Source organism: Lysinibacillus mangiferihumi (genome assembly GCF_003049665.1).
GTDB lineage: Bacteria > Bacillota > Bacilli > Bacillales_A > Planococcaceae > Lysinibacillus > Lysinibacillus mangiferihumi.
In genome coordinates this window covers 211,741-235,180 of the sequence record NZ_PYWM01000002.1, presented here as the reverse complement: position 1 = coordinate 235,180, position 23,440 = coordinate 211,741, and the positions used below count along the sequence as shown (strand labels likewise).

Sequence of the window (23,440 nt, the reverse complement as noted above, 5' to 3'; positions counted from 1 at the left end):
TAACATGTTCAGGAAATTAATATGCTTGTCTACTTTAATTTCAAACTGTTCTGTTTTTCTGTAAGATAGTTTTTTGCCATAAAATATGCATTTGATGTAAATAGCTGTGTTTTAATTTTATTTGTAATGATTTCACTTCCAAAATCATCAAATTCAAACAATTTAACGGTTATCTCTTCTGTATCATCTAAGTCTTGTTCATAAGCTTTGTATGCTTCCAGTATTAGATAGGTTTTCACTTTGTTGTTTTGTGTCGCTGGATTGACCATGAAATCACCTAAAAAAATCGGTGTTTTTAAAGAAGTATACCCAGTCTCTTCTTTTACTTCTCTAAGTAAACTTTCTTCATCTGTTTCATTTCCTTCTTTTTTACCTGCAGGTACTTCTAAGAAAAAATCTTCTCCTGCATAACGATATTGTTCGACAAGCACAATTTGTTTTTCTTTTGTTATAACAACTGCATTTACCCAATCAGCATATTCATGGACAAAATAATCATCAATTAATAGGCCATTCGGAAGTTGACAACAATCTTTTCGAATATTACCAAATGGACTTTTATGAATATACTCAGATTTCAATCTTTTCCATTTACCCATAGTTCTCCTCCTAAGTTAGTTAATATCAAGTAACAATAAATAGCCCTAACATTCTTAAATAACTATTAATACCCAATAATCCCAATTATGTATTATTATCATAATATCAGATTATTCATTTGCAATTCTACCTCTGATAGCCCAACTTATTTTACAATTTTTAAAAAACTATCTTAATAAAAGGGGAATGTCCCTCTTTATGAAGGAAATTCCCCTTGTTATCTCTTAACCTATTGTTTTGGTTGTAAATCCTCAATGGAATCGATTTCCATATATGTAGGAACAACAAATCCATTTTTGGTCCCTGTTAAATTCTCTCCTAAATCAACAAAGTCCTCTTTGTATTTTGCATAAAAGGAGCTATGTGTCGTTGGTAACCAAGCAGCGACAGTTGCATCGACTACTCCTGATGCGATTGCTTGAAACATGATGGCAGGATCAACTGGTGTGATTGTGACCGTGTATCCAAGTTCTTCAAATACTGCTTGTAGTACACTGCTTGAAGCTCTTTCTGAATCCCATGGAGTGGATGCTAATTCAATTTCTTTGCCTTTTACTTTTGTCATCCCTTTTGTCCATTCATTTACCTTCTCTTCGTTTTGTGCGATCCATTTGTCTGCCGCCTCTTCAAAAGAAGTTGTTTGGGCTTCATACATTACAGCTTCCATATCTTCTGGTTCCCAATAGAATTGATCTAGAAGTGTATAGGCATCGGGTAAGTCTTTAGCCAAATCTTTGCGCACAAGTGTATTAATATTTTCCGTTCCACCTAATGTCCCTTGAGGGTCCTCTAAAAATTTTAAATCGTAGGATGAAAACATCCAATGCGGTGTCCATCCTGTAATAATAATAGGCTCTTCATTTCGAATAGCTTGCTCTAATGAACCTAACATCCCAGGTGTTGAACTTTCCTCCAGTTCCCAACCTTGCAAATTTTGATATTCTGCTATCGTGTTTTCCGAAAGCTCCGTCAATCCTGCTCCTGGTTCAATCCCTATAATTTTATAATCAACCTGCTCACCTATGCTTACGTTCTTGCCTGTTGCCTCTTCATCATTTTGATTACTGTCTTCATGACCACATCCTGCTAATAGTAACGAAACAGCTATTCCAAAAGTTAGTCCTACTGTTTTCAACTTGACCATTTTACATCCCCCTTAATTAGAAGAGACTTTCCTTGTCTCTAGACCTTTGACCGACTTTATAAAAGTTTATCTGGTTCAAAGTAACAACTTGATTTTAACAACGAGTTGTTACTTTTGTCAATTAAGACAAATTTATATTTCCATTTAAAGGAATATGAAAATAGCATATGTTGGCTTTACTTTCACACTTTGATTTATTTTCAAAATTGGCATTGCGTATATTCTTTAATCAGAAATAACTAGAAAGGCAACGGTGTATTTAAGATTATCAAGTGTATAATACCTTTGAACAAACCTACCTGTTGACTTAAATTTTTCATATGGTGGATAGGTTGCTTCTACCTTTTTAACAGCATCTAGAAACGATATTAGACTCCCAATAATAGTTGGAAATATATTGAACAATTCAATCCATAAATAATGTGCAGAAGTGAAAAATTAGACTCTACTCGGTTAGATTGCTAGCACATTTGTAAAATCTTATTTACCTATACCTTACTTGCTCATCAAGACCACAACATACTGTGCCAAACTTACAAACTTTTTTCACTAGAGTGCAATACTTACATTTATTTAAACGATTTATAAAAAGAGGCACAATAAGGATGAATTTTTTTGTTGAAGCTTTTATAATAGAGTGAGAGAAGACAAAGAGGTGAACGATTTGTTAGATGGTTGGTTTTTATGGTTTATTTTATTTTGGGTAGTCGTCCTTATTTCGCTAATGGCTATTGGCGGATTTTTCATGTTCCGCAAATTTTTAAAGGCTTTACCAAAGCAGGATGGGAAATCAGATTTAGATTGGCAGGAATATTACTTAGATAAAACGATTCATCTATGGGGACAACCTGAGAAGGAATTTCTATATGAGTTGGTGAGCCCAGTACCTGAGCTATTTAGACAAGTGGCGAAAGAAAAAATTGCAGGTAAGATTGGCGAACTGGCTTTAGAAGAAAAGGCGACAGCTATAGACAATGATTTAATTATACGCGGCTATATTCAAGCTACGCCTAAACGTGACCACAAATTTTTACGTAAAAAGTTAGATCAAATGCAAATTGATGTGTCCCCATATGAGCATCTTTTCGACTGATAGGATGCAAAAAAGCCGCACTGCAATACGTGCGGCTTTTTTTGATATAAAACGGATTCATGCTTTATTTAAATAAATGATCAAGCGCTTGGTAATCTTGTTGATAGCGCCCACCGTCTGCCACTTCTGCATGATACAGTGCCTTTAATGCGTAATTTTTTTGCAAATCCATATCCGCCATTAGCTCTTTTAGTCGGTCATGCAATTCACGGTTTTCTTTTACGAGCAACTGCATCTGTGGTTTAAAATATTTCATCTAAGTAACTCCTCATTTTTTAACATGGTTCCTAGTATACCACGATGTCGATTAGAAAGCGCTTGTTATAATATATCCCCTTGATACAAAAAATGATTGTATGCGTTAAAAAAACTACAACAGCAAATGTGCTAGTGTAGTTTCTTTTCTTTACATATTTTTTAATGGAATCGTTTTCTTGATTTTTGTAAATTGAATCAGCATTGCAATTCGCCAGGGCAATAGCATCGCAAATGCTAAAATCCAAAACATACCTGCTAACTCCCCGACATCTATCGAGCTACTTAAAATCATTTTTGCCACAATACGGAAGATTAACAGCCCAACTAAAATAAATACAAACGCTTTTGAACGTTTTAAATAAATATCTTGACCTTTTACTTCAAATTTCGAAGTAGCAATTAAAATGGTCGAGAACACCATACCTACCGCAGCAGCTTCTAAAATCTGCATAGGTGGCACTCGAAACTGTGCAAATAAAAACATTAACGCACCTGATGACATGGCAATAGGTGGAATGATAATTTTCTTCTCATTTGTAGGTTTTTTGGAAGCTCGCATACGTAATACCATCACAAAGCTACCCATTATAATGGCCATTATAGTCGAACCTATAACATAATATTGAGAAGGGATATTGCTTAACATAAAGAATCCTCCTCTGATGTTAAATTAGCAACTTTGACCAACTAGCTGGTCTGCTACAGCTCTTAATTTTTCTGGCTCGAAAGGCTTTGTAATAAAATCTTTCGCTCCACTTTCAATTGCTTCTACAATTAATTTTTGTTGTCCTAATGCTGTAATCATAACTATCTTTGCATTAGGAAATTCTGGGATGATCCTTTTTACAGCCGCAATACCTGTCATAACGGGCATCGTTACATCCATTGTTACAAGATCTGGTTGTAACTCTCGATACAGCTCTACAGCTTCTTTACCATTCACTGCATTGCCAACTACCTCATAACCCCATTCAGTAAACATATTACTGATTGTAACACGCATAAATAGCGTATCATCCACTACTAAAACTGTAGGCACGTATTCATCTCCCTCCACGTTAAAGTATGGTATGCCCTTTAGTTTAGCAGATTAGAAGCCAATAAATCCACCGAAAATAGGCTGCAATAATCGCGTGATATATGTTAAACCATCAAAGAATAACAATATCCCCACCGCAATCATAATATAGCCGCCAACTTTTACGATTTTTTGGCTGTGTTTGCGAATCCAATTCATACGTGAAATGAAGAATGATAACACGAAGAATGGAATGGCAAAACCTAAATAGTAAGCAAACATATAGCTAAACCCTGAAGAAGGATTTGCTCCAGCTAACGTAATTATGGACATTAGAATTGGACCTGTACATGGTGTCCAACCCGCCGCAAATGCGATACCGATTAATATGGAACCTATATAGCCGGATGGTCGATTTTTGAATTGAAATTTTCGATCTTTCATTAATAAATCAATTTGCAGTAACCCTACAATCATTAACCCAAAAATAACGATTAAAATGGCGCCAACTTGACGCAATAATGTTTGATAGTTTAGGAAGAATTCCCTTGCTAATGATGTGCCTAGACCAATCATAATAAAAATAATCGAAAATCCTAATAAAAAGAATAGCGTATGCAATATAGCACGCCTTTGCATCATGCCACGTTCAGATTTTAGCTCATCCAAAGTCATCCCCGTTATGTATGATAAAAATGCTGGATACAGTGGCAGAGTACACGGTGAAATGAAGCTTAAAAAGCCTGCTCCAAACGCTAGAAAAACGTTAATATCAGTTTCCATATTTTTCATTCTCTCCTTACAGTTACTGCCTCCATCGTACCAAAAAACAATGGAAATTGCGCCCTTAATGCTTGTGAACGTTTCTTGACGAAAAGTTGTAGAAACTGCGAAATCCGTTTTGCTTTGCAAAAGGCACTTCTGAATTATGCGCCCGCTACGTTTTTCTGTCAACGAAATTTGCGATAACACTAGAATTTAAAATAAAGCCCCTTTATGTTCGCTAATCAGAAAAAAGGTACTGAGAAAGCGATTCTCAATACCTTTTACTAAAAAATTCACTGCTCTATGGAATCATCCAAGATAGGACATTACTTTGTAAAAAGGTTAGTATACAGATAAATAATAGCAACATCACACTATACTTTAATGCGAAGCGCAGCAATTCTGATTCTCTCCCTACAAGTCCAACTGCGGCGGCGGCGACTGCGATAGATTGTGGTGAAATCATTTTACCGGTTACACCACCCGATGCATTCGCTGCAAGTGCAAGCACCGGTTCCATTCCAACAGAATCAGCCGTCACTTGCTGGAGCTTGGCAAACAAGACATTTGAAGATGTATCAGATCCTGTAATAAATACACCGAGCCAACCTAGTACAGGTGAGAAGAATGGGAATAATACACCCGTCTTCGCTAAAACTAAAGCAAGCGTTGTCATCATACCTGCTGTATTTGTCACATAGGCATAGGCAACGACACTACAAATCGTAATAAGCGGGTACTTAATTTCATTTAATGTTTCAAAAAATGTTGTTCCCCAATTGCGCCACGAAACGTTAAAAATAAATTTAGAAACGATGGCAGATAATAAAATAGCTGTACCTGCCGCACCTAGAAGTTCTACCTTATAGAAAGCTGCAATTGCTTCCCCCGTTGCGCCACTCACTACTTGATTATGTAAAAGCGGTACTTCAGCCGTAAATGTCATCGCTTGCCCCACTAAATTTACCCCTTTTAAAATAACATTTGTACCGTCATAATTTCCCGTTAAAGCACTTTTGACTACAGGAATCCCCCAGCAAGAAATAAAAGCCGTCAAAATAATAAATGGTGACCAAGATTTTATGATTGTTCCTCCGCTGTACGACTCTTTTTTAGAAATTGTATCAGCTGTAATCTCTTGTTCGGAAGCAAAACGATAAATCGTCTTCGGCTGCCAAAACTTCATGAAAACGGCAAGTGCAAAAAGTGATACTAGAGCAGATAAAACATCCGGTAATTCAGGACCGAGAAAATTCGAACTTAAAAATTGTGTGACAGCAAATGAAATACCAGATACTAAAATGGCTGGCATCACTTCCCAAGCTTTTTTAAAACCAGTCATAATAAAAATTAAGAAGAATGGAATAAAGACTGCTAAAAACGGTAATTGACGTCCAACCATTTTTGAAATTTCAAATGCGGCGATACCCGTTGGTCCTTCCATAGCCGTAATTGGTACACCGATGGCACCAAATGCAACTGGGGCTGTATTTGCAATTAAACAAAGACCTGCAGCATATAACGGATTAAAACCAAGACCTACTAATAATGCTGCTGAAATAGCAACCGGTGCGCCAAAACCAGCGGCTCCTTCTAAAAATGCACCAAATGAAAACGCGACGAGTAACGCTTGAATACGGCGGTCTTCGGTTATCGATAAAACGGAATAACGAATAATATTAAAATTCCCTGTTTTAACCGTGATATTGTATAAAAAAACCGATGTAATAATAATCCAACCTATTGGTAGTAGACCATACACAGCCCCTTGTGTGGCGGACATTACCGCTGTCCCTAGCGGCACTTTAAATGCAATGGCAGCCAATAATAAAGAGACAAGCAGAGTTGTTAAACCTGCCATATAGCCTTTCATTTTTTTTATGGCTAACGCCCAGAAAAAATAAAGTATTGGTATAACAGCGACGATTGCCGACCACGTCAAACTATCCCCCACAGCAGTAAAATTTTGTGTAAATGTCAAATTGCATACCCCCCAAAATAAAAATTTCTCCCCAATCATGACAATACGGCATTAACAGATTGTTGATGTTTTTTCAGTTGCAGTCTAATAGAAGCAAGACACGACAATCATGAGCCTCTTGCTCCTCCAATGCTACTATCTTCGTTTTGTCAAACTTGTAGAAACTACAATTGAAGTTATCTTGTAACTAAACATTCAACACTTTTTTGCTAAGCTGGTTTACGCCCTCCAAACTTAAATAGATTAGGTCATCTGATGACTGTATGTTAAAATTATATGAACTAAATTTTAAAAATTCAATATATTTTTAAAATAAAATTTCCATTTTAGCTACTTTAAGTAGCAATTACTAGCAAAACTGTACGATATTTTAATACTACGCGTCCAAGAAAAGTATTGATGATAAACAGTGAGTAAATTAGCATTCTTCATGTATAATATACTTATATAGAGCAATTGATTGAGATGAATGAGGTGTAGCTCCTTGGAATTAAAGAAAATTAAACCGAAAAAAATATATGAGGAAGTATCAGAAATGCTCTATGAAAAAATTCGAGCTGGCGACCTGAAACCAGGAGATCGTCTTGACTCTGTCGAACAACTTGCTGAACAATTACAAGTAAGTAGGTCTGCCATAAGAGAAGCCTTATCTGCACTAAAAGCAATGGGCTTAATCGAAATTAAACAAGGTTCCGGCACTTTTGTTAAGAGCACTCCATCCAAACAACTTGACTTCCCACTTTCAACACTCACATTAACAAATAAAAAAGATGTCTCCCATCTATTAAAAGTACGCAAAATTATTGAAGTGGGCGCCGCTGCTAGTGCTGCCATTCATCGGACAAATGAAGATATACAAACAATGTTGCGTATTTTAGATGACATGAAACTAGCACAGGGTGATGGAGAGCTTGGCGAAAAAGCGGACTTTCAATTTCACGCGGCAATCTCTGCTGCCTCTCAAAACCCCCTACTGGCAACAATTTTAGACCAAGTATCCGGTTTAATGATTGAAACAATGAAAGAAACGCGTCGTATTTGGTTGTATTCTAAAAAAACGACAAGCGAAAAATTATATGATGAACATATGCAAATTTTTCTTGCCATTAAACAACAAAACGAAGAGCTAGCAAAGCATGCAATGTCTTCTCATTTAAGCAATGTAGAGGAAGTTTTAATGCACTATTTCGACACAACCGAATCTACAAAGGAATAAAATTCATAAATTGCCAGAGCTGATGTTATAGCAAAAAGTGTTAGATTGATTAAACACCAATCTAGCACTTTTCTTTTTTGTCCCTCCCCTATTTTTTGAAAATTTGCAAATAGCACTTCCACCCATCTTATAGGTTGTAGTATGATAAAAACAATCTAACTGTCCACTAAGTCATCTGATGACCAGTTGATTAATCAATTGAAATTGCAAATCCATACAAAAGGAGCGATAAGCATGAAAGTAACACTGTTTGCGACTTGTTTAGTCGATATGTTTCAAGGTGAGGTAGGAAAAGCAGTCGTCGAAGTTTTAGAAAGACTAGGTTGTGACATCGACTTTCCAGAAAATCAAATTTGCTGTGGACAGCCTGCTTATAATAGTGGTTATGTACAGGATTCGAAAAATGCGATGAAAAAAATGATAACTGCTTTTGAACATGCACAGTACGTCGTCTCCCCTTCTGGCTCTTGTGCTTATATGTTTAAAGAATATCCTGAAGTATTTAAAGGGGATCCTATATGGGAACCGAAAGCACAGGCGTTAGCTGCTAAAACATATGAATTCACGGAATTTATTGTAGACATTCTACAGATTGAAGATGTAGGTGCACATTTAGAAGGTAAAGCGACATTCCATACTTCTTGCCATATGACTAGATTGCTCGGTGTGAAAGAAGCACCAATGAAATTATTAGGAAATGTTAAAGGTTTACAATACGTAGAACTCCCAGGAACAGACCGCTGTTGTGGTTTTGGCGGCACATTTTCAGTAAAAATGGGGAATATTTCTGGAGAAATGGTCAATGAAAAAGTACAAAACGTGGAAGAAACGGAAGCAGATATTTTAATCGGTGCGGATGCGGGCTGTTTAATCAATATCGGGGGGCGTATTGAGCGACAAGGAAAACCCATTAAAGTGATGCATATTGCGGAAGTACTAAACTGCCGATAAATGGCTTTTAGAGGAGGATAATCGAATGGCAATGAAAACAAGCGATGATAGGTTTAACAAACGAGTATCGAAAGAGCTAGAAAATACCTTTATGCGAGGTGCGGTATCCAGTGCACAAGAACGTTTTCAAACGCGCCGATTACAACAAGCTAATGAGCTTGGGCACTGGGAAGAATGGCGTTCACATGGTGAGGAAATTCGCCAGCATGTTCTCGCCAATTTAGATTATTACTTATATCAACTGAGTGAAAATGTAGCAAATCGTGGTGGACATGTATATTTTGCTAAAACTGCCGAAGAAGCTACTAGCTATATTCAACAAATCGCCGAAAAAAAACAAGCGAAAAAAATCGTCAAATCTAAATCCATGGTAACAGAAGAAATCAATTTAAATCCCGCGCTCGAACAACTGGGCTGTGAAGTGATTGAAACAGACCTTGGCGAATATATTTTGCAAGTTGGAGATCATGAACCCCCATCGCATATCGTCGTACCAGCATTGCATAAAAATAAAGAGCAAATTCGCGATATATTTAAAGAAAAACAAGGCTATGACAAAACAGAAAAACCCGAAGAACTAGCCCTTTATGTTCGTGAAAAACTACGAAATGAGTACTTAACAGCAGATATTGGCATTACTGGCTGTAACTTCGCTATCGCAGAAAGTGGTTCCATCACACTCGTTACAAATGAAGGAAATGCTGATTTAGTAACCGCCTTACCGAAAACACAAATTACTGTGATGGGCATGGAACGAATTGTGCCCACGTTCGAAGAAATGGAGGTCCTCGTTAGTTTATTAACGAGAAGTGCTGTTGGGCAAAAGCTAACAAGTTATATTACGACGTTAACAGGTGTGAAAGATGCGGGCGATACTGATGGGCCAGATGAATTCCACTTAGTTATTGTCGATAATGGCCGTTCAGCTATTTTAGGGGGGGAATTCCAACCAATTTTGCAATGCATTCGCTGTGCAGCATGTGTTAACGCTTGCCCTGTATACCGTCATGTTGGTGGACATACGTACGGTTCGATTTACTCAGGTCCTGTCGGTGTTGTGTTGTCACCATTGTTAGGTGGTTATGATGATTTCAAGGAGTTACCATATGCCTCTACTTTATGCGGCGCTTGCACAGATGCATGTCCTGTCAAAATCCCATTGCATCAACTGATTCATCGCCATCGTCAGGTCATCGTTGAAAATGAAGGGAGAGCCCCGGTGTCCGAAAAGCTTCTTATGAAGGCGTTTGGCTTAGGTGCTTCCTCCCCTACTTTATACAAAATGGCAACGAAAATGGCATCACCAGCCATGTCTCCATTTACAAAGGATAATAAAATTTCAAACGGTCCAGGGCCATTAAAAGCATGGACCGATGCCAGAGATTTCCCTGCACCAAATAAAGAAAATTTCCGTAGCTGGTTTCATAACCGTACAAAAGGAGGTACTGAATAATGGCAGGAAGCATTGTAAATAGAGATGCATTTTTATCGAATATTGCCAAGCAACTTGGACGAGCACCAAAAACACAACTAACAAAACCAGTTTGGCAATACCAACCTCAAGACCGTGTGTTAAAAGATGCTACGAAAGATGAACTCGTTGCTGTCTTAGCGAAGCAATGTAAAAATATTAATACTAATCTTATAGTTACTACTACAGAAAATCTTGCAACGGATTTACAAAAAGTCGTAGATTATTACGGTGGACGCTCTGTTATTACATGGCAAGACGAACGCTTTGAAAGCTATGGCTTATTACCATTAATGCAGACACAATGGCCACAAGCTGACATCCAACTGTATATATGGGATGAAACGCAGCCAGAGGAAAATATCCGACAAGCAGAAAAAGCAAATATCGGTATGACAATTAGTGAGATGACTTTAGCCGAATCTGGAACAGCCGTCCTATTTAGCGATAAATATAGAGGGCGAACGGTAAGCTTTTTACCAGAAAAGTCGATAATTTTGATGCCAAAAAGCACCATCGTTCCACGCATCACCCAAGCAGCTCGATGGATGAGCCAAAAAGTTCAAAATGGGGAACATATCGCTTCTTGCATTAACTTTATTACAGGTCCTAGTAATTCCGCAGATATCGAAATGATTCCTGTCGTTGGTGTCCACGGTCCGATTAAAGCCACTTATATCGTTATCGAAGATCAATAATGATGGAAACAGGCATGCCAGATGCGCTGCATGCCTGTTTTGCTTTATATTGAATCGATACGATTGTGGTTATCGCCAGTAAATCCTTTGTTATCATCAGGTAAACCCATGAAATCGCCACTAAATCCCCCGTTATCGCCACTAATAGAATACTACCTATTTGTATGCCACCCGCCCCCGCTGCTTCGATAAAACCAAAATGGGTAGAATCAACCTTTAGTAATTCGATGATAATATACGTTCCACCAACGACAATGGCAGAGAAAAATAAATTAATCCACAATAATAGCCACATAACAACTTTAATGACCTTATGTTGTTTCATATAACTAAAGCCACCAACAAGTCCTTGCCATATCTTTTCCGCTTTAGCAGTGTCCCCTCTCGTACTATACAAATTAAAATTCATCGTTGCCTCTAAGCAAAAGGCTATCGCATACGCTACCATATGAACAATTAAAAATACTTCCATGGAGAAAAAGCCATACATCATCCCACCGATAACAGGCCCACCAACAGCCGCTACGGACACTGACATTTGGTTAAATGACATTGCACGCTGTAAACGTTCTGGATTAACGAGTGTTGCAATTGCTGAGGTAAAGGTTACGCCCGAAAATGCTGAACAAAGCGTATAAAATACGGTAGTCACATAAATCGCATTAACGGACATTTCAATTGTCTCTGTATAAAACAATAAACTTGCCATCGTTAAAATCGTCCCAGCTTGCGCTATTAATATTGTTCGTTTCTTTGAATAATTATCTGCGACATATCCTGCTAATGGCGCAACAAGTGCTCTAGGTAATATGGAACAAATCATATTTGTGGCAAAGCGGGTAGCAGAACCCGTCATCGAGCAAGCTTTAGTTGAAATTGAACATTTTAATGCACTTACCGGCTCCACTAAACTAGATTCGAATTTATATTACGCTGAAAAGGGAAAATCGTTGTATTTACTTGGTCGTTATGGGGAATCACTTGAGGCCTTTAACTATTTTACAGAAATTCCCATTTTCATCTCACATCCTTATGATTTACTTAGTATGAATGAATGTTTTTCTTATAAAGCACTCTGCTATGTACAACATGGTGAATTGACGACTGCCTATGAAATTGCCAAAAAAGCTTATATTGACTCTATAGATTTAACTGACCTCCCATATAAGCGAAAAATTGAGGAGACATATTTGACGATTAAAGCACAAATTGATTCGAGGTAATAAACGAAGAACGGGACAAAGTTAACAGTCGCCGTAGCAAACATCAACGTTGAAAAAAGTGTTAGAATGACCGCCGTCAATCTAACACTTTTACCTTATGTTACGCAGATTTATGATGTGCTTTTCTTATTTCTAAAATTTTCGAACCAGAAAACAATAATAAGGCTACCCAAATAATACTGAATGCCAGCAGCTCTACTGGACTGAACGGTTCCTTATACAGAACGACACCCAAAATTAACACAATGGTCGGTGCCACATATTGTATAAAGCCCAATAAATAAAGCGGAATATTTTGAGCACCTTTTGCAAATAAAATTAATGGCACTGCTGTCACAATCCCACTCACGATCATGAGTACATCCGTTTGGATATTGACGTGTAAGAAAGACGCTTGGCTCGTTGTAAATAAATAGACGTAATACCCTAGTGCAAACGGGAGGATAAATAGCGTTTCGATGGCAAGTCCCCTTGTTGCATCAAGTGTAATTTTCTTTTTCAATACCCCGTAAATAGCAAATGATAACGCAATAAGAATTGCCACCCAAGGTACTGTACCATAGTTTACCGTTAATATGATGACCGCAATAAAGGCAATTGCTGTTGCAGCCCATTGTGCACGACTCAAACTCTCTTTAAAGAAGACCACACCAAAAATAACCGACAATAGTGGATTAATATAATAGCCAAGGCTTGTCTCTATCAAATGTTCATGTGTTACTGCCCAAATATATAAGTACCAATTCATTGAAATAACAAAGGAAGCACAAGCTAGTTGCCAAAAACTCTTCTGGTGCGTCCATAAATATTTTAAATCGGCTATTAAATCTTTACGCATACCGAAAATAATCACTACTAATACTGTAAAGACGAAAGACCATATAACACGCCCTAGTAGTATTTCCATACTCGGCACATGCTCAAGCAGTTTCCAATAAAGTGGGAATGCTCCCCAAATAGCATAGGCCAAAAATGCTGCCCATACGCCTTTTTTCTCGTTTGACATTGTCTTTAATTCTCCTACTCTTCTTAAATCACTTACGATTTCTCGTATTTCCATATGATTACATTCATAATGTAAAGAATAGACTAATTATAGGACTTTGATTGGCAACTGTAAATGCACAAATTTACTATGGACGTGTTGTTTATCGCTTAAACACGGGTTGTTAAGCTTTTTTCTCACTTTCTAGCTCAGAAATATATTTTCGCACCATACTATAACTTATATCAGGATTAATTTGACGTTTTATACGAATATGAATTTCTTTAATGCCGACACCTTGCTCTCGCATATCTCGAATCATTGATTTTAATGGGCCTGATAGCGATTCCTTTGAAAGAGCCGTATATTTGCTAAGCTCAATCAGCAAGTCGGTATTCTGTCGACGGAGCTCCTTCAGCTCATCGACGACACAATTATATTCGGTAAGCTTTTTTTGTAGCACCGCATTTTGCTGCGTAAGTTTTTGTATGTCTGCTTCAAGCTTTGTATTTTGTTTTTTTAAACTTTTCTGCTCTTGCTCCAAAACAAGTTGCTTCTCATCTACATCAAGGTGCATGTCATTTAATAATTCTTCAAAATGAAGTAATTCCTTATAGCGACTTTGCGTTAACACCATGAGCGTTTCCGTCGTTTGAACAGCCAGTGTACCATCTTGCATTTTTTCCCATGTTAATGCTGATTGATCCATTTTGCTCATCACTTATATCTCACTCCATTACTAAATTGTTCGTGTAATGGGATTACCTTGTTCAACATCTTTCAGCTTCCTTCGTTATGATAATCATTCTCATTTACCTTATCATAATGACAAAAGTCTTTTTTGTCAAAATAAAAATGCTCGCTTCTTAAATATACTGAACACAGAACCCAGCCAGTTAGTTTACTAGAGGTATACATCTTTTAACAAGTGCTGCTTTACAATACATAATAAAAAGAGAAATTGCACAGTGCAATTTCTCTTTTTTGTTTAAACCGATCGTAATTATAAGTCAATCTCGGTAACTTAATTATTATTGTTATTGCCGTTGCCATTTCCTTTGCCATTGCCGTTACCATTACCGTTACCTGGCTTTACAACCAACACATCAAATGTTAGTGTATGCTCACCATACGTTACCGTAATCGTCGTATTGCCTTGACCTTTTCCTTTTACGGCACCTGCTTTTACAGTAGCTATTTTATCATTTGCTACTTCGTATGTTGCCAGATTTGTCACATCTTTTTCTGTCGTTTTACCTTCAAAAGTAGTTACTTCCGTAATTTTAACCGCAACTTCTTTACCTATTCTTGTTTCGACCTGCGCTTGGTCAATTTCTAATGTGACGATTGGTGTTTCTACATTAGTTGCTTTCACTGTCACATTCATCGTCACTTCATTCGCACCGTATGACATAGTAATTGTCGTTGTGCCTTCCCCTACTGCCGTTACTACGCCATTGACTACAGTTGCAACATTTTCATCCCCAACAACATACGTCGCTTTAGACGTTACGTCTTGCACTGTTGCTTCACCTTCTGCAGGCGTTGACGTTTCTGTTAGCGTTAGTTGTGCTGTTTCTCCAGTTGTTAGGTTGAGCTCAGTTGGATTTACAGAAAGTGTCACTACTGGCTCTACCACTTCTTTTTCATAGATAACTGCTTCCCCAACATTCCCCGCAGCGTCATTAATTTTTACTGTAACAGCATTCGTTTCTGCTGTTACTGGGAATGTAAAGCTACCGTCTTGATTTAGTTCAAACGCAACTGGCGCTTGTACTTCCCCATTTACCGTCGCAATATAGGAAGCTTTTAATTTATCATTTAAATTGTAATTTAAACCGTATGCACTTAACGCTACATTGTAATCAATATACTTATCTGTTACCTGCCCTGTAGCAACGCCTTGCGCTACTGAACCAGTAATTCCTGGTTTAGTCGATTTGACGAAAATTGGTCCAACATAGTCTGACACTACGCCTGATGCTGCAAGACCAGTAAAGTCAATTGTATACAGACCATCTGGAATCGTTGTGGCAGGTGCTGATCCCCACGGTTTGTATTGCCCACCTACTTTTAGCGTATAAGAACCTTTTCCTAGTGCAGTCCCTGCATGTATATAGCCAATGTAGCCATCTCCATATTCTCCGCCTTCTGGATTCATAATATCCCAAAGCTCAATATAGTTCGTTGTTACATCTCCAGTTAATGTGAATGATAGTACAGCCGAGTCTTTCACTCCATCTCCGTTAAAGGAAAGATCCGTTTCTGTAATAGTCAAGTCTTTCACTTCAGTTGTTGCCTCTGCGCCAAAATCGGCTGCAAATGGCAATGAAATTTCTGTAGCTCCATTACCGATGTAAATATAACCTAGTAATTCAGAGCCGTTTGGAGCGGAAGCTTGCGAAGCTGTTAACGTAATATTTAAAACTTGCTCACCTACTAGATTAAATGTTGGCTGGTCTACTGTAACAGTTGCATCACCAAATGTTTTTGTTACATCAACTGAAACATTATAGTTACCGCCGTTCCCTTTGATATCTTTTACTAATACTTGTTTCGTGACAGAAATATCTCTATCTTTAAGTGATTGTGGACCGAAAGTAACGGTACCTTTCAAGTTTTCTGCCACTGCACCCGTTCCATCTAAAATTGCGCTATCAAGTGCATAAGCAAGAATTTCCGGATGAGCTGCAGCATATGCATTGACACGCCCTGCCCCTTGAGAAAATACATCGTATTTTGTCTTATCTAAAACTTTTGCTGTATTAGAAAGCGCTACTTTTACATCGAACGCATTCCAATCAGGATTTGCTTGTTTAACTAACGCCGCAATACCTGCAATATGTGGTGTTGCCATAGAAGTTCCTGTTTTACGAGCATATGCTTCAGCATAATTGGCATTAGGGAAATCTTTTTTATACATTGGAATCGTGGACATAATATTTGTTCCAGGTGCACTTACATCTGGTTTAATATCAAAGTTTGGTGTAGATGGGCCACGTGAACTTGAAGAGTTTACATCATCGCCCGTAGTATTTGTTGAAGCAAATTTACTAAAACTTACTTTCCCTGCGCCACCTGCTAAAGCAGCGCGAATGGCAGCACCATCCGTTTGGGACATATCAAATGTTGGTAAAAACTCAAATGAATCACCAAGGAATGTGCCTGAAATGTTTGGTGCATTCGTTCCACCAGCAAAGTTATGAATAATTGTTGCAACTGCTCCATTTGCCTTTGCATTGGCGATTTTATCAACGAATGCGATACCACCACGAGAAATCAAGGCTACTTTCCCCGCTACATCGATTCCTTCATAGTCTGTTACTTCCCCGTTTCCAGGAACAGCTACTAGATCAAATTCCCCTTGAAGCTGTGTTGCTACATTTTTCCCAAAAGTCGTTCCCATTAACGGAAGTTGTTTTGTTAAGTTGTAATTGCCAACAGTAACTTTGACTTCGCCGTTATACATTGTTTCAGGATTCGTTGTGTTACCAACAGCAATTCCTAAACGAGCCGTTGCAGGCGTACCCATAGTACCGCGATTTGGACCAGAGTTTCCTGTTGCAATGACTCCGATTGTTCCAGCTATCATTGCGTTATTAATCGCAAATGAACCAGCGTCTGTTTCAGAGTTTGCTCCCCCGCCAAGCGAAAGATTGATAATGTCCATTTTTTCTAATACAGCCGTTTCAATTGCTTTTACAATACCGGATGTAGCACCACTTCCGTAAGCCCCAAGAACACGGTAAGCATAAAGGTCTACTTTTGGTGCAATTCCTTTAATACCGTATTGATTAGCTCCGATTGCTGCAATTGTTCCCGCAACATGTGTACCGTGAGAAGTATAGAATGCGCTTCCTTTTTCATTAAACTCCGGTGTTCCAACTGGACGCTCCGAAGGTAATGTTTCTGATGCATCGTTATCTGCGCGAGGCTTCGAGTAAGTTGCTGAATATGGAATAAAGTTTTTTCCACCTTTATAAATTCCAGCAAATTCAGGGTGATCGGCGTCAATACCCGTATCTAATACAGCTACCTTAATGCCTTGTCCTTCCAATCCTTCGTTCCAAAGCTGTTCAATGCCAAGGAAAGAATTACTTGTATTCATTTGCGCTTCTACCTGATCTTCCTTAACCAGTTCCGATGATTTCATCGTATCATCTTCTGATGCGTAAACAATGGCATCTGGTTCGATTAATGTAATGCCTTCGATTGTAAGCAATTTGGGAAGATCATTTGCTTTTACAGTTGCTGCGAAGCCATTTAAAACTGTATCGAATGTGAAGCCTTGCGTCATCTGAACATTTTTAACAGCTAACTCTTTTTGTACTTGTGCTTGTTGTGCTTTTACATTAGAGCGAGCTTCATTTGCCTGAGCTTTAGAAAACCTTTGGCCTTTAAGTTGGCTTATTCCTTGCTCTAGTGCCACAGGCATTTCAGATAAATGAACAATAACTGCCACCTCTTGATTGCCTGATACATTTTGTAAGCTTTCATGGAGCGTTGGACCATCTTTAGACAAGCTTAGCTGTTCAGCGATAGCAGCCTTTAATTGAATAATACTTTCGCTTTGACTATCCTGCTTGAATGGTTTCGATTCTTCAGCACTAGCACTCGATAATGGAGCCAAGAGAGAAAGCACCATAATGAAAGCTAAAATACTACTTAAAAATGTCGTTAACTTAAACTTTTTCAAATCTCATTTCCCCTTCCTCCTTTAATTGTCACACTTTTCAGTTTAGTGTGATATTTCCAATTTATCACAAATAAACTAATTCGAATATCGTAATATTTGAATATTTTGAAATATTGATAAATAGTAGCATTTTTACTTAGTGTAATTGAATCTATATACCTATTAATTTAATAAAAATTAGAACTTAAAAAGGAGAAATGAATTATGAAATTCATATTCAATTAATCCTATTAAGATAAGAATTTTATATTAGGTAGTTTAATTGTTTAGTGAAAATCAGGAGATTAGTGAGGAGAAATCGGGTGAGAATTCCTTAAACATTAAAATAACTGGCGATTATTAAAAACCGCCAGCTAATAGCATCGTATTAAAAAATAATGTAATTCCGTTATTTTGTTTCATTTGTTGCAGCAGCCTGAATTTCATAAAAAGCCCAGTGATCGCTTGGAATATCCTTAAAGATTGGTTCTGTGCCATCTGTCAATACTGGACGATTGAAAAGTCGATTTAGGACTATTACTGCCTGTGCACGTGTTAGTTTCTCTTCAGGTCTAAATTGACCATTACCTGAGCCAACCATAGTACCCATTGCGCTTATGCGTTGGATTTCCTGTGCAGCCCAATGCGTAGATGCCACGTCACTGTATGTTTCGCCATTTGCTGTTATTTCACAATACGGTGTATCTGTAGTTCCTTCTGCACATTGCTTATCAATCCACCTTACAGCAATGACCGCCATTTGGGCTCTCGTTATCATATCGTTCGGACCAAATGAACCATTTTGACGACCTTGCATAATTCCTTCGGTACGAACATACTCTATATCATTTTTTGCCCACGAAGCAACTGTATCTGCATAAAAAACATTAGATGCTTCTGGTACATTATGATCACTTAGGTTTCTCGCTAGCATTGCTGCCATTTGCGCACGTGTGACATAGGCATTCGGACGGAATGTACCATCTGCATAGCCTTGAATATAAGAAGCAAATGACTTGTTCACTTCTGTTGGTTCCTTTTCGGGTTCTTCTTGTTGTGCTTGTTCTACATATAGTAAAGTAAAAGTAGAAAAATGCTGCACATCAAAAGCAATCGCTGTTTGCCCTTTCGCAAATTCTACAATACGTCCACGGATGATTTCGGCTGAACCATTACTATGCTCTACGTAAACCATCAATTGTTCCCGTTGAGCTGAAGTTAAATTCGCTGGTAATGGTAGTAGCACTGTTACCGGACGATTTTGTAGATTTGTGTCAATCGATATTGATTGACCAACAAGCTTTACATTAGCGCCATGACTCTGTTGTAACACTATTTCCGCTTGTTTAGCTCGGTCTTCGATTGCTTTTTGCCGTAGGGCATCCTTAATCGGAACGATTCGGAAGTAAATATCTTCATTGAAGTCAGTCATAGAAGTAAAGGGAACGTCTATTTTGACCATCGTCATATCAATACCAAAATAGGATTTACTCTCTAGTAATCGTTTAGCAGCCTCTCTAGCAAGTATCACCTTTGTCTCACTTGCTGGTTGCGCCATATCGGGAATGACAAGTCGAGATTTTTTATCTTCTTGATTCGCTAATTTTCGAAGAAACTCGTTTGCATTTGCCACCGTAAAATTCACGCTATCTTGGAAACTACCGTTACTAAATACACGTGTTAACACTGTTTGTAAGAGCACCTCGTTTGGCATACGCGGATCTACTACATTCACCATAAATTGATTACTTGGTACAACGGGGTCAGGACTTGCTGTTGATGATCCTCCATCTCCTGGTACATAGTTTGCAGACCATACCGCATACAATACGAGGTTCCCTGTCCCCATTTGAAGCGTTTCCCCAGCTTTATAAGTAACGCCTTTTCCATCAGCTTTCGTATTCCAACTTACGAATGAAAATCCAACTTTATTTAAATTCCCATTATTTAACACCGTTATTGTTTCCTGCGTTTTATAGCGCTTCGAATCCATAGGCACATTTCCCCCATCCGCTCCGTTGCTGTCATAGATAACGGTGTACGTTGGCAATGCGCTCGTTGTAAAATGCCAAGTCGTATTATTTGTAATGCCGTCATACTCATTACCAGCTAAATCGATAAATGCTCCTGCATCAATGTGGATGCTATAAGCCGTATTATTGTTTAAATCCTTTGTAGGATTAATGGTCACACTTTGATTCGCGATAGATACATTAGCATGCGTAACGTCAATCGTTTCAACAATTTGATTTGTAGTAGCATTGCGAATAACCATATTTTTATTCGTAACTGGTAAGACCTTTTCATTAAACGTTAACACGAGATTATCTGTAGGCTGTACATTCGTTGCCTGATGCGCAGGGAAATAGGTTGTTATTTCAGGAGCCTTTTTATCAAACACGACAATTGTTCCTGATGAAACGTCTGTCACCTGTAAGCCATCATTCCCCGCTAAATCTTGATAATCAATTGTAAAAGGAATAGGCCCCTCTGCATCTACTGACTTTAGCGTATAACTTGCTTGCCATGTTTTAGCATCCCCATCACCTTTATCGCTTACATTTGCTGTTTGTCCTAGAATCGTAACATTTGGCGATTGAACTGCCTCACTTGTCTCAAAGTCGATTGTGATACTATCATTGACCTTAGCAACTGTTGGATTAGCATTGTTTGACACCATGGTACCCTTCTTTACAGTTGGCTTTACGCCATCAACTGTAACAAAGCTACCATCCGTTACGTCCGTTACCTCTATGGCTGCATTACCTAGCACATCTTTGAAATTGATGGTAAAAGGTGCTATGCCCTCTAAATCGCCATGCGCTATCACATAAGTCGCCTGCCAGTTCGTTGAAGCGCCATTTACAGTAGCTGGTTTTCCAGCAATGGTAACAGAGGGTGTTTGGATCGTTTTATCTGTTTTCATTGCTAAAGTGATGGTATCGCCTATTTTCGCCTTTGTCGGATTTAGATTAGTCGATTTAATTGTCACCTCTACTGCTTGTGGCACAACTTTATCAATCGCAAAAGTAATGGTAGTCGTGTTACCTGCGCTATCTGTTACGACCAAAGTATAATTACCAGTTGACTTTACAATAGTGCCACTTGTAAAGAGAGCTCCATTTAAGGTAGCAGTTCCTTCATTAAAGCTTATCGTTACGTCGGTGTTGTAACCCCCACTATTTGCAACACCTGTTATAACTGGAGGCGTTGTATCGAGCACAATCGTATCTGAAAATACATTCGATAGATTACCAGCCGTATCCTTTAGTTGCATATAAACTGTTTTACTACCATCCCCGCTTGATAATGTCCAACTTTTCGTTGATATGTTTGGCTCCCAACCGGACCACGTAATCCCATCATTCGAAAAGCGCATTTCTATCGCTTCTCCTTCTGTATCTGTTGCCGTCATTGTTAAGGTCACATTAGAAGAACTTGTATACGCTAGTGCGTTATTAATGGTCATTGTGCCTGTAGGCGCTTGATTTTTAGTAATTTGGATTATAAACTCCTTATCAAACGTATTGCCAGCCTCATCTGTTACGCTTATCGTAATCTTATAACTATTTTTGGTATCGTAGGCAAACAGTGCATTTGTCTTTAAGACATTTCCATCAATCGTAAAGAAGCTTGTATCCCCTGACTGTAACGCATATGTGAATGTTGCTGAACTTCCTGAATCAATTGCTGTCAATGTCCCAACAGTTGTACCGATGGGCTTCTTTTCTTGTACAGTCGTATTACTAAGCGCAATATTGGTAGGTGGTGTAGCATCATACATTATTTGCAATTCATTTGAAGCTTTATTGAATGCACCACTACTATTCGCAACAACTTTTTCAGGAATTTTAATTTTCACAGCTCCATCTGCAATCGGTGATATTTGTGCCGTATATGTGGTACCGCTTCCTGATAGAGATATAGCATTTCCATTTGTAACAGCTATATCATCGACCGTAAAGCCTGTTACTGACTCACTGAATACTGTCGTTATAAGAATTGGATTGCTATTAGTTGGGCCAGTATTATTTGGTGAAATTATCACGCTAGGACGTGCCTTGACAATAAGATTCATCGTATAGATGCCGCTATCATTCACGCCATCGCTTACCTTAAATGCAAAAGTTGAAGCAGTACCATTATCGGTAATATATTTTAACTTACCTGCATCTAAGTCAACTTTACTAACTGTCATACCATTTGTAATGGCTTCAGCAGCATCGAACTGTTCATTCAGATTGCTATCAAGGAAAAGTTGGCCACTAGTTGGGATTGCAGAGATTTGAATCTGTTTTAACGTGTCGCCAGCATCTTCATCAGAAAAAGCGAAGGAAGTAGAATTAAATGTATACACTTGACCTTCATTGACATTTACCGTTCCATTACTGGATGTCGGTGGTTTATTTAATGTAAGTGTTGTGACCTGCTGCATCGTATAAGCACTCTTGGAGCCATCAGCATCTTTAACAATAACATTGAAATAATAGCTTGTATTGGCAGTAAGTCCTGTAACATTATAGGACGCAATATCTTTAGCATAACCGCTTCCTAAAGCTGTTCCATTAGATTCAATGGCACTAACCGTATCAATATTATTACTACTAGATTGATAGACACGGTATTCTAAATCTCCTTGAGCAGTTAAATCGTCAGATGCTTTCGTCCAGTCCAACTGTACTCCTGATGCAGTGATATTTGAGACAGCAATCGTATTATTTGTAATGGTTGGAGGATTATTTGGGGTAGGAATATCGATTGTAAATTGTGTGAATGTTAAATCCCATATCCCCGCCTGAACAATATCTATATACTGTACACTCACAGTAATGACAAATGAGTTAATACCCTCTAAATTTACTGGAATATCATAAATTGGTTCATGAAAGGCAACGGTCTTAAAGATTACGGGACTTCCTTTTGGATTTCCGTCTTGATCATATCCTTGAATCGTTAAACTTAGCGCATCGTTTGCTTTATGTTGATTAATCGTATTAATCTTTAATGATTTTAAATTAAAGACACCGCCCGCAAAGTTTTCGCCAGCGGAAATTCGAATTGATTTTGGTAGCGAATGTTCATCTGCATCGATATAATACCCAGCAGGATACTGTGTCCCATCACTATACTTTAGTAAATCAAAACCATCATCACCAGTACGACTTACTACAAAGCCATTATTCGTATCAGTTAGCCATGTAGGTTGTGTTAAATCTTGTGTACACTTAGGAAAATTCGGTGTATCACAACTAGCCGCCTCCACTTGAACAGGTGACAAAAAACTGATCCCAGTCAATTGACTAAAAGTAATCAACAGCAAACATAGCATGATTATAAAAATCCTTTTTCCCATTTTTGGTTC

Annotated in this window: 18 protein-coding genes; 6 read left to right on the top strand and 12 right to left on the bottom strand. The window is 38.1% G+C overall.

The features are described 5' to 3' along the window. Positions 1–29 precede the first annotated feature (29 nt). The gene (locus tag C9J37_RS03165) at positions 30–599 is read right to left on the bottom strand and encodes an NUDIX hydrolase (RefSeq protein WP_107894210.1); all 570 of its coding nucleotides are present in this window, start codon (positions 597–599) and stop codon (positions 30–32) included. 230 nt (positions 600–829) lie between these two features. Further along, entirely contained in the window at positions 830–1,744 is a 915-nt protein-coding gene (locus tag C9J37_RS03160) for a glycine betaine ABC transporter substrate-binding protein (RefSeq protein ID WP_107894209.1), read from the bottom strand. Positions 1,745–2,408: 664 nt separating this feature from the next. On the opposite strand from C9J37_RS03160, the gene C9J37_RS03150 reads away from it, so the two are divergent. Next, the gene (locus C9J37_RS03150) at positions 2,409–2,837 is read left to right on the top strand and encodes a DUF2621 domain-containing protein (protein ID WP_107894207.1); all 429 of its coding nucleotides are present in this window, start codon (positions 2,409–2,411) and stop codon (positions 2,835–2,837) included. A gap of 64 nt (positions 2,838–2,901) precedes the next feature. Here C9J37_RS03150 and C9J37_RS03145 read toward each other — a convergent pair whose 3' ends face one another. From C9J37_RS03145 to C9J37_RS03125, 5 genes are all read right to left on the bottom strand, one after another. Next, positions 2,902–3,093, bottom strand: coding sequence for a hypothetical protein (locus tag C9J37_RS03145; protein WP_024363544.1), 192 nt, complete (start codon positions 3,091–3,093; stop codon positions 2,902–2,904). A gap of 150 nt (positions 3,094–3,243) precedes the next feature. After that, the gene (locus tag C9J37_RS03140) at positions 3,244–3,741 is read right to left on the bottom strand and encodes a CcdC family protein (protein WP_107894206.1); all 498 of its coding nucleotides are present in this window, start codon (positions 3,739–3,741) and stop codon (positions 3,244–3,246) included. A 24-nt stretch (positions 3,742–3,765) separates the two neighbouring features. After that, the gene (locus C9J37_RS03135; RefSeq protein WP_029747323.1) at positions 3,766–4,152 is read right to left on the bottom strand and encodes a response regulator; all 387 of its coding nucleotides are present in this window, start codon (positions 4,150–4,152) and stop codon (positions 3,766–3,768) included. A 33-nt stretch (positions 4,153–4,185) separates the two neighbouring features. Then, the gene (locus tag C9J37_RS03130; RefSeq protein WP_107894305.1) at positions 4,186–4,896 is read right to left on the bottom strand and encodes a cytochrome c biogenesis CcdA family protein; all 711 of its coding nucleotides are present in this window, start codon (positions 4,894–4,896) and stop codon (positions 4,186–4,188) included. Between the two features lie 283 nt (positions 4,897–5,179). Next, entirely contained in the window at positions 5,180–6,859 is a 1,680-nt protein-coding gene (locus C9J37_RS03125) for an L-lactate permease (RefSeq protein ID WP_107894205.1), read from the bottom strand. A gap of 484 nt (positions 6,860–7,343) precedes the next feature. Between C9J37_RS03125 and C9J37_RS03120 the strand changes: the two genes are divergently transcribed. The 4 genes from C9J37_RS03120 (at position 7,344) to C9J37_RS03105 (ending at position 11,195) form a co-directional block, all read left to right on the top strand. Further along, the gene (locus C9J37_RS03120; RefSeq protein ID WP_107894204.1) at positions 7,344–8,075 is read left to right on the top strand and encodes a FadR/GntR family transcriptional regulator; all 732 of its coding nucleotides are present in this window, start codon (positions 7,344–7,346) and stop codon (positions 8,073–8,075) included. A gap of 234 nt (positions 8,076–8,309) precedes the next feature. Continuing rightward, positions 8,310–9,026, top strand: coding sequence for a lactate utilization iron-sulfur protein LutA (locus C9J37_RS03115; protein WP_107894203.1), 717 nt, complete (start codon positions 8,310–8,312; stop codon positions 9,024–9,026). A gap of 25 nt (positions 9,027–9,051) precedes the next feature. Beyond that, entirely contained in the window at positions 9,052–10,479 is a 1,428-nt protein-coding gene (locus C9J37_RS03110; RefSeq protein ID WP_107894202.1) for a LutB/LldF family L-lactate oxidation iron-sulfur protein, read from the top strand. Beyond that, the gene (locus C9J37_RS03105) at positions 10,479–11,195 is read left to right on the top strand and encodes a LutC/YkgG family protein (RefSeq protein WP_107894201.1); all 717 of its coding nucleotides are present in this window, start codon (positions 10,479–10,481) and stop codon (positions 11,193–11,195) included. The genes C9J37_RS03110 and C9J37_RS03105 overlap by 1 nt, the downstream gene beginning before the upstream one ends. Here C9J37_RS03105 and C9J37_RS03100 read toward each other — a convergent pair. Beyond that, positions 11,179–12,018: an MFS transporter gene (locus C9J37_RS03100; protein WP_235617009.1), complete on the bottom strand. Its 840-nt coding sequence runs from the start codon at positions 12,016–12,018 to the stop codon at positions 11,179–11,181. The genes C9J37_RS03105 and C9J37_RS03100 overlap by 17 nt on opposite strands. Between C9J37_RS03100 and C9J37_RS03095 the strand changes: the two genes are divergently transcribed. Then, a complete protein-coding gene (locus C9J37_RS03095) occupies positions 12,005–12,418 on the top strand; it encodes a hypothetical protein (protein WP_235617008.1) in 414 nt (137 codons plus the stop codon). The two genes, C9J37_RS03100 and C9J37_RS03095, sit on opposite strands and share 14 nt — an antisense overlap. Before the next feature lie 100 nt (positions 12,419–12,518). Here the strand turns inward: C9J37_RS03095 and rarD are convergent, their stop codons facing one another. From rarD to C9J37_RS03075, 4 genes are all read right to left on the bottom strand, one after another. Then, on the bottom strand, positions 12,519–13,424 hold the full coding sequence (rarD, locus tag C9J37_RS03090; RefSeq protein WP_107894199.1) for an EamA family transporter RarD: 906 nt from the start codon (positions 13,422–13,424) through the stop codon (positions 12,519–12,521). 163 nt (positions 13,425–13,587) lie between these two features. Further along, on the bottom strand, positions 13,588–14,121 hold the full coding sequence (locus C9J37_RS03085) for a hypothetical protein (RefSeq protein WP_235617007.1): 534 nt from the start codon (positions 14,119–14,121) through the stop codon (positions 13,588–13,590). A gap of 306 nt (positions 14,122–14,427) precedes the next feature. Further along, positions 14,428–18,099, bottom strand: a complete 3,672-nt coding sequence (locus C9J37_RS03080) for a S8 family serine peptidase (RefSeq protein WP_107894197.1) — start codon at positions 18,097–18,099, stop codon at positions 14,428–14,430. Positions 18,100–18,487: 388 nt separating this feature from the next. After that, complete coding sequence (locus C9J37_RS03075; RefSeq protein WP_107894196.1) at positions 18,488–23,431, bottom strand: S-layer homology domain-containing protein; 4,944 nt, start codon at positions 23,429–23,431, stop codon at positions 18,488–18,490. Positions 23,432–23,440: the final 9 nt, after the last annotated feature.

Coding starts and splice junctions, on each gene's coding strand:
- C9J37_RS03165 (WP_107894210.1), bottom strand. CDS start 599: ATGGGTAAATGGAAAAGATTGAAATCTGAGTATATTCATAAAAGTCCA.
- C9J37_RS03160 (WP_107894209.1), bottom strand. CDS start 1,744: ATGGTCAAGTTGAAAACAGTAGGACTAACTTTTGGAATAGCTGTTTCG.
- C9J37_RS03145 (WP_024363544.1), bottom strand. CDS start 3,093: ATGAAATATTTTAAACCACAGATGCAGTTGCTCGTAAAAGAAAACCGT.
- C9J37_RS03140 (WP_107894206.1), bottom strand. CDS start 3,741: ATGTTAAGCAATATCCCTTCTCAATATTATGTTATAGGTTCGACTATA.
- C9J37_RS03130 (WP_107894305.1), bottom strand. CDS start 4,896: ATGGAAACTGATATTAACGTTTTTCTAGCGTTTGGAGCAGGCTTTTTA.
- C9J37_RS03115 (WP_107894203.1), top strand. CDS start 8,310: ATGAAAGTAACACTGTTTGCGACTTGTTTAGTCGATATGTTTCAAGGT.
- C9J37_RS03110 (WP_107894202.1), top strand. CDS start 9,052: ATGGCAATGAAAACAAGCGATGATAGGTTTAACAAACGAGTATCGAAA.
- C9J37_RS03105 (WP_107894201.1), top strand. CDS start 10,479: ATGGCAGGAAGCATTGTAAATAGAGATGCATTTTTATCGAATATTGCC.
- C9J37_RS03095 (WP_235617008.1), top strand. CDS start 12,005: ATGGAACAAATCATATTTGTGGCAAAGCGGGTAGCAGAACCCGTCATC.
- C9J37_RS03100 (WP_235617009.1), bottom strand. CDS start 12,018: ATGATTTGTTCCATATTACCTAGAGCACTTGTTGCGCCATTAGCAGGA.
- rarD (WP_107894199.1), bottom strand. CDS start 13,424: ATGTCAAACGAGAAAAAAGGCGTATGGGCAGCATTTTTGGCCTATGCT.
- C9J37_RS03085 (WP_235617007.1), bottom strand. CDS start 14,121: ATGAGCAAAATGGATCAATCAGCATTAACATGGGAAAAAATGCAAGAT.
- C9J37_RS03075 (WP_107894196.1), bottom strand. CDS start 23,431: ATGGGAAAAAGGATTTTTATAATCATGCTATGTTTGCTGTTGATTACT.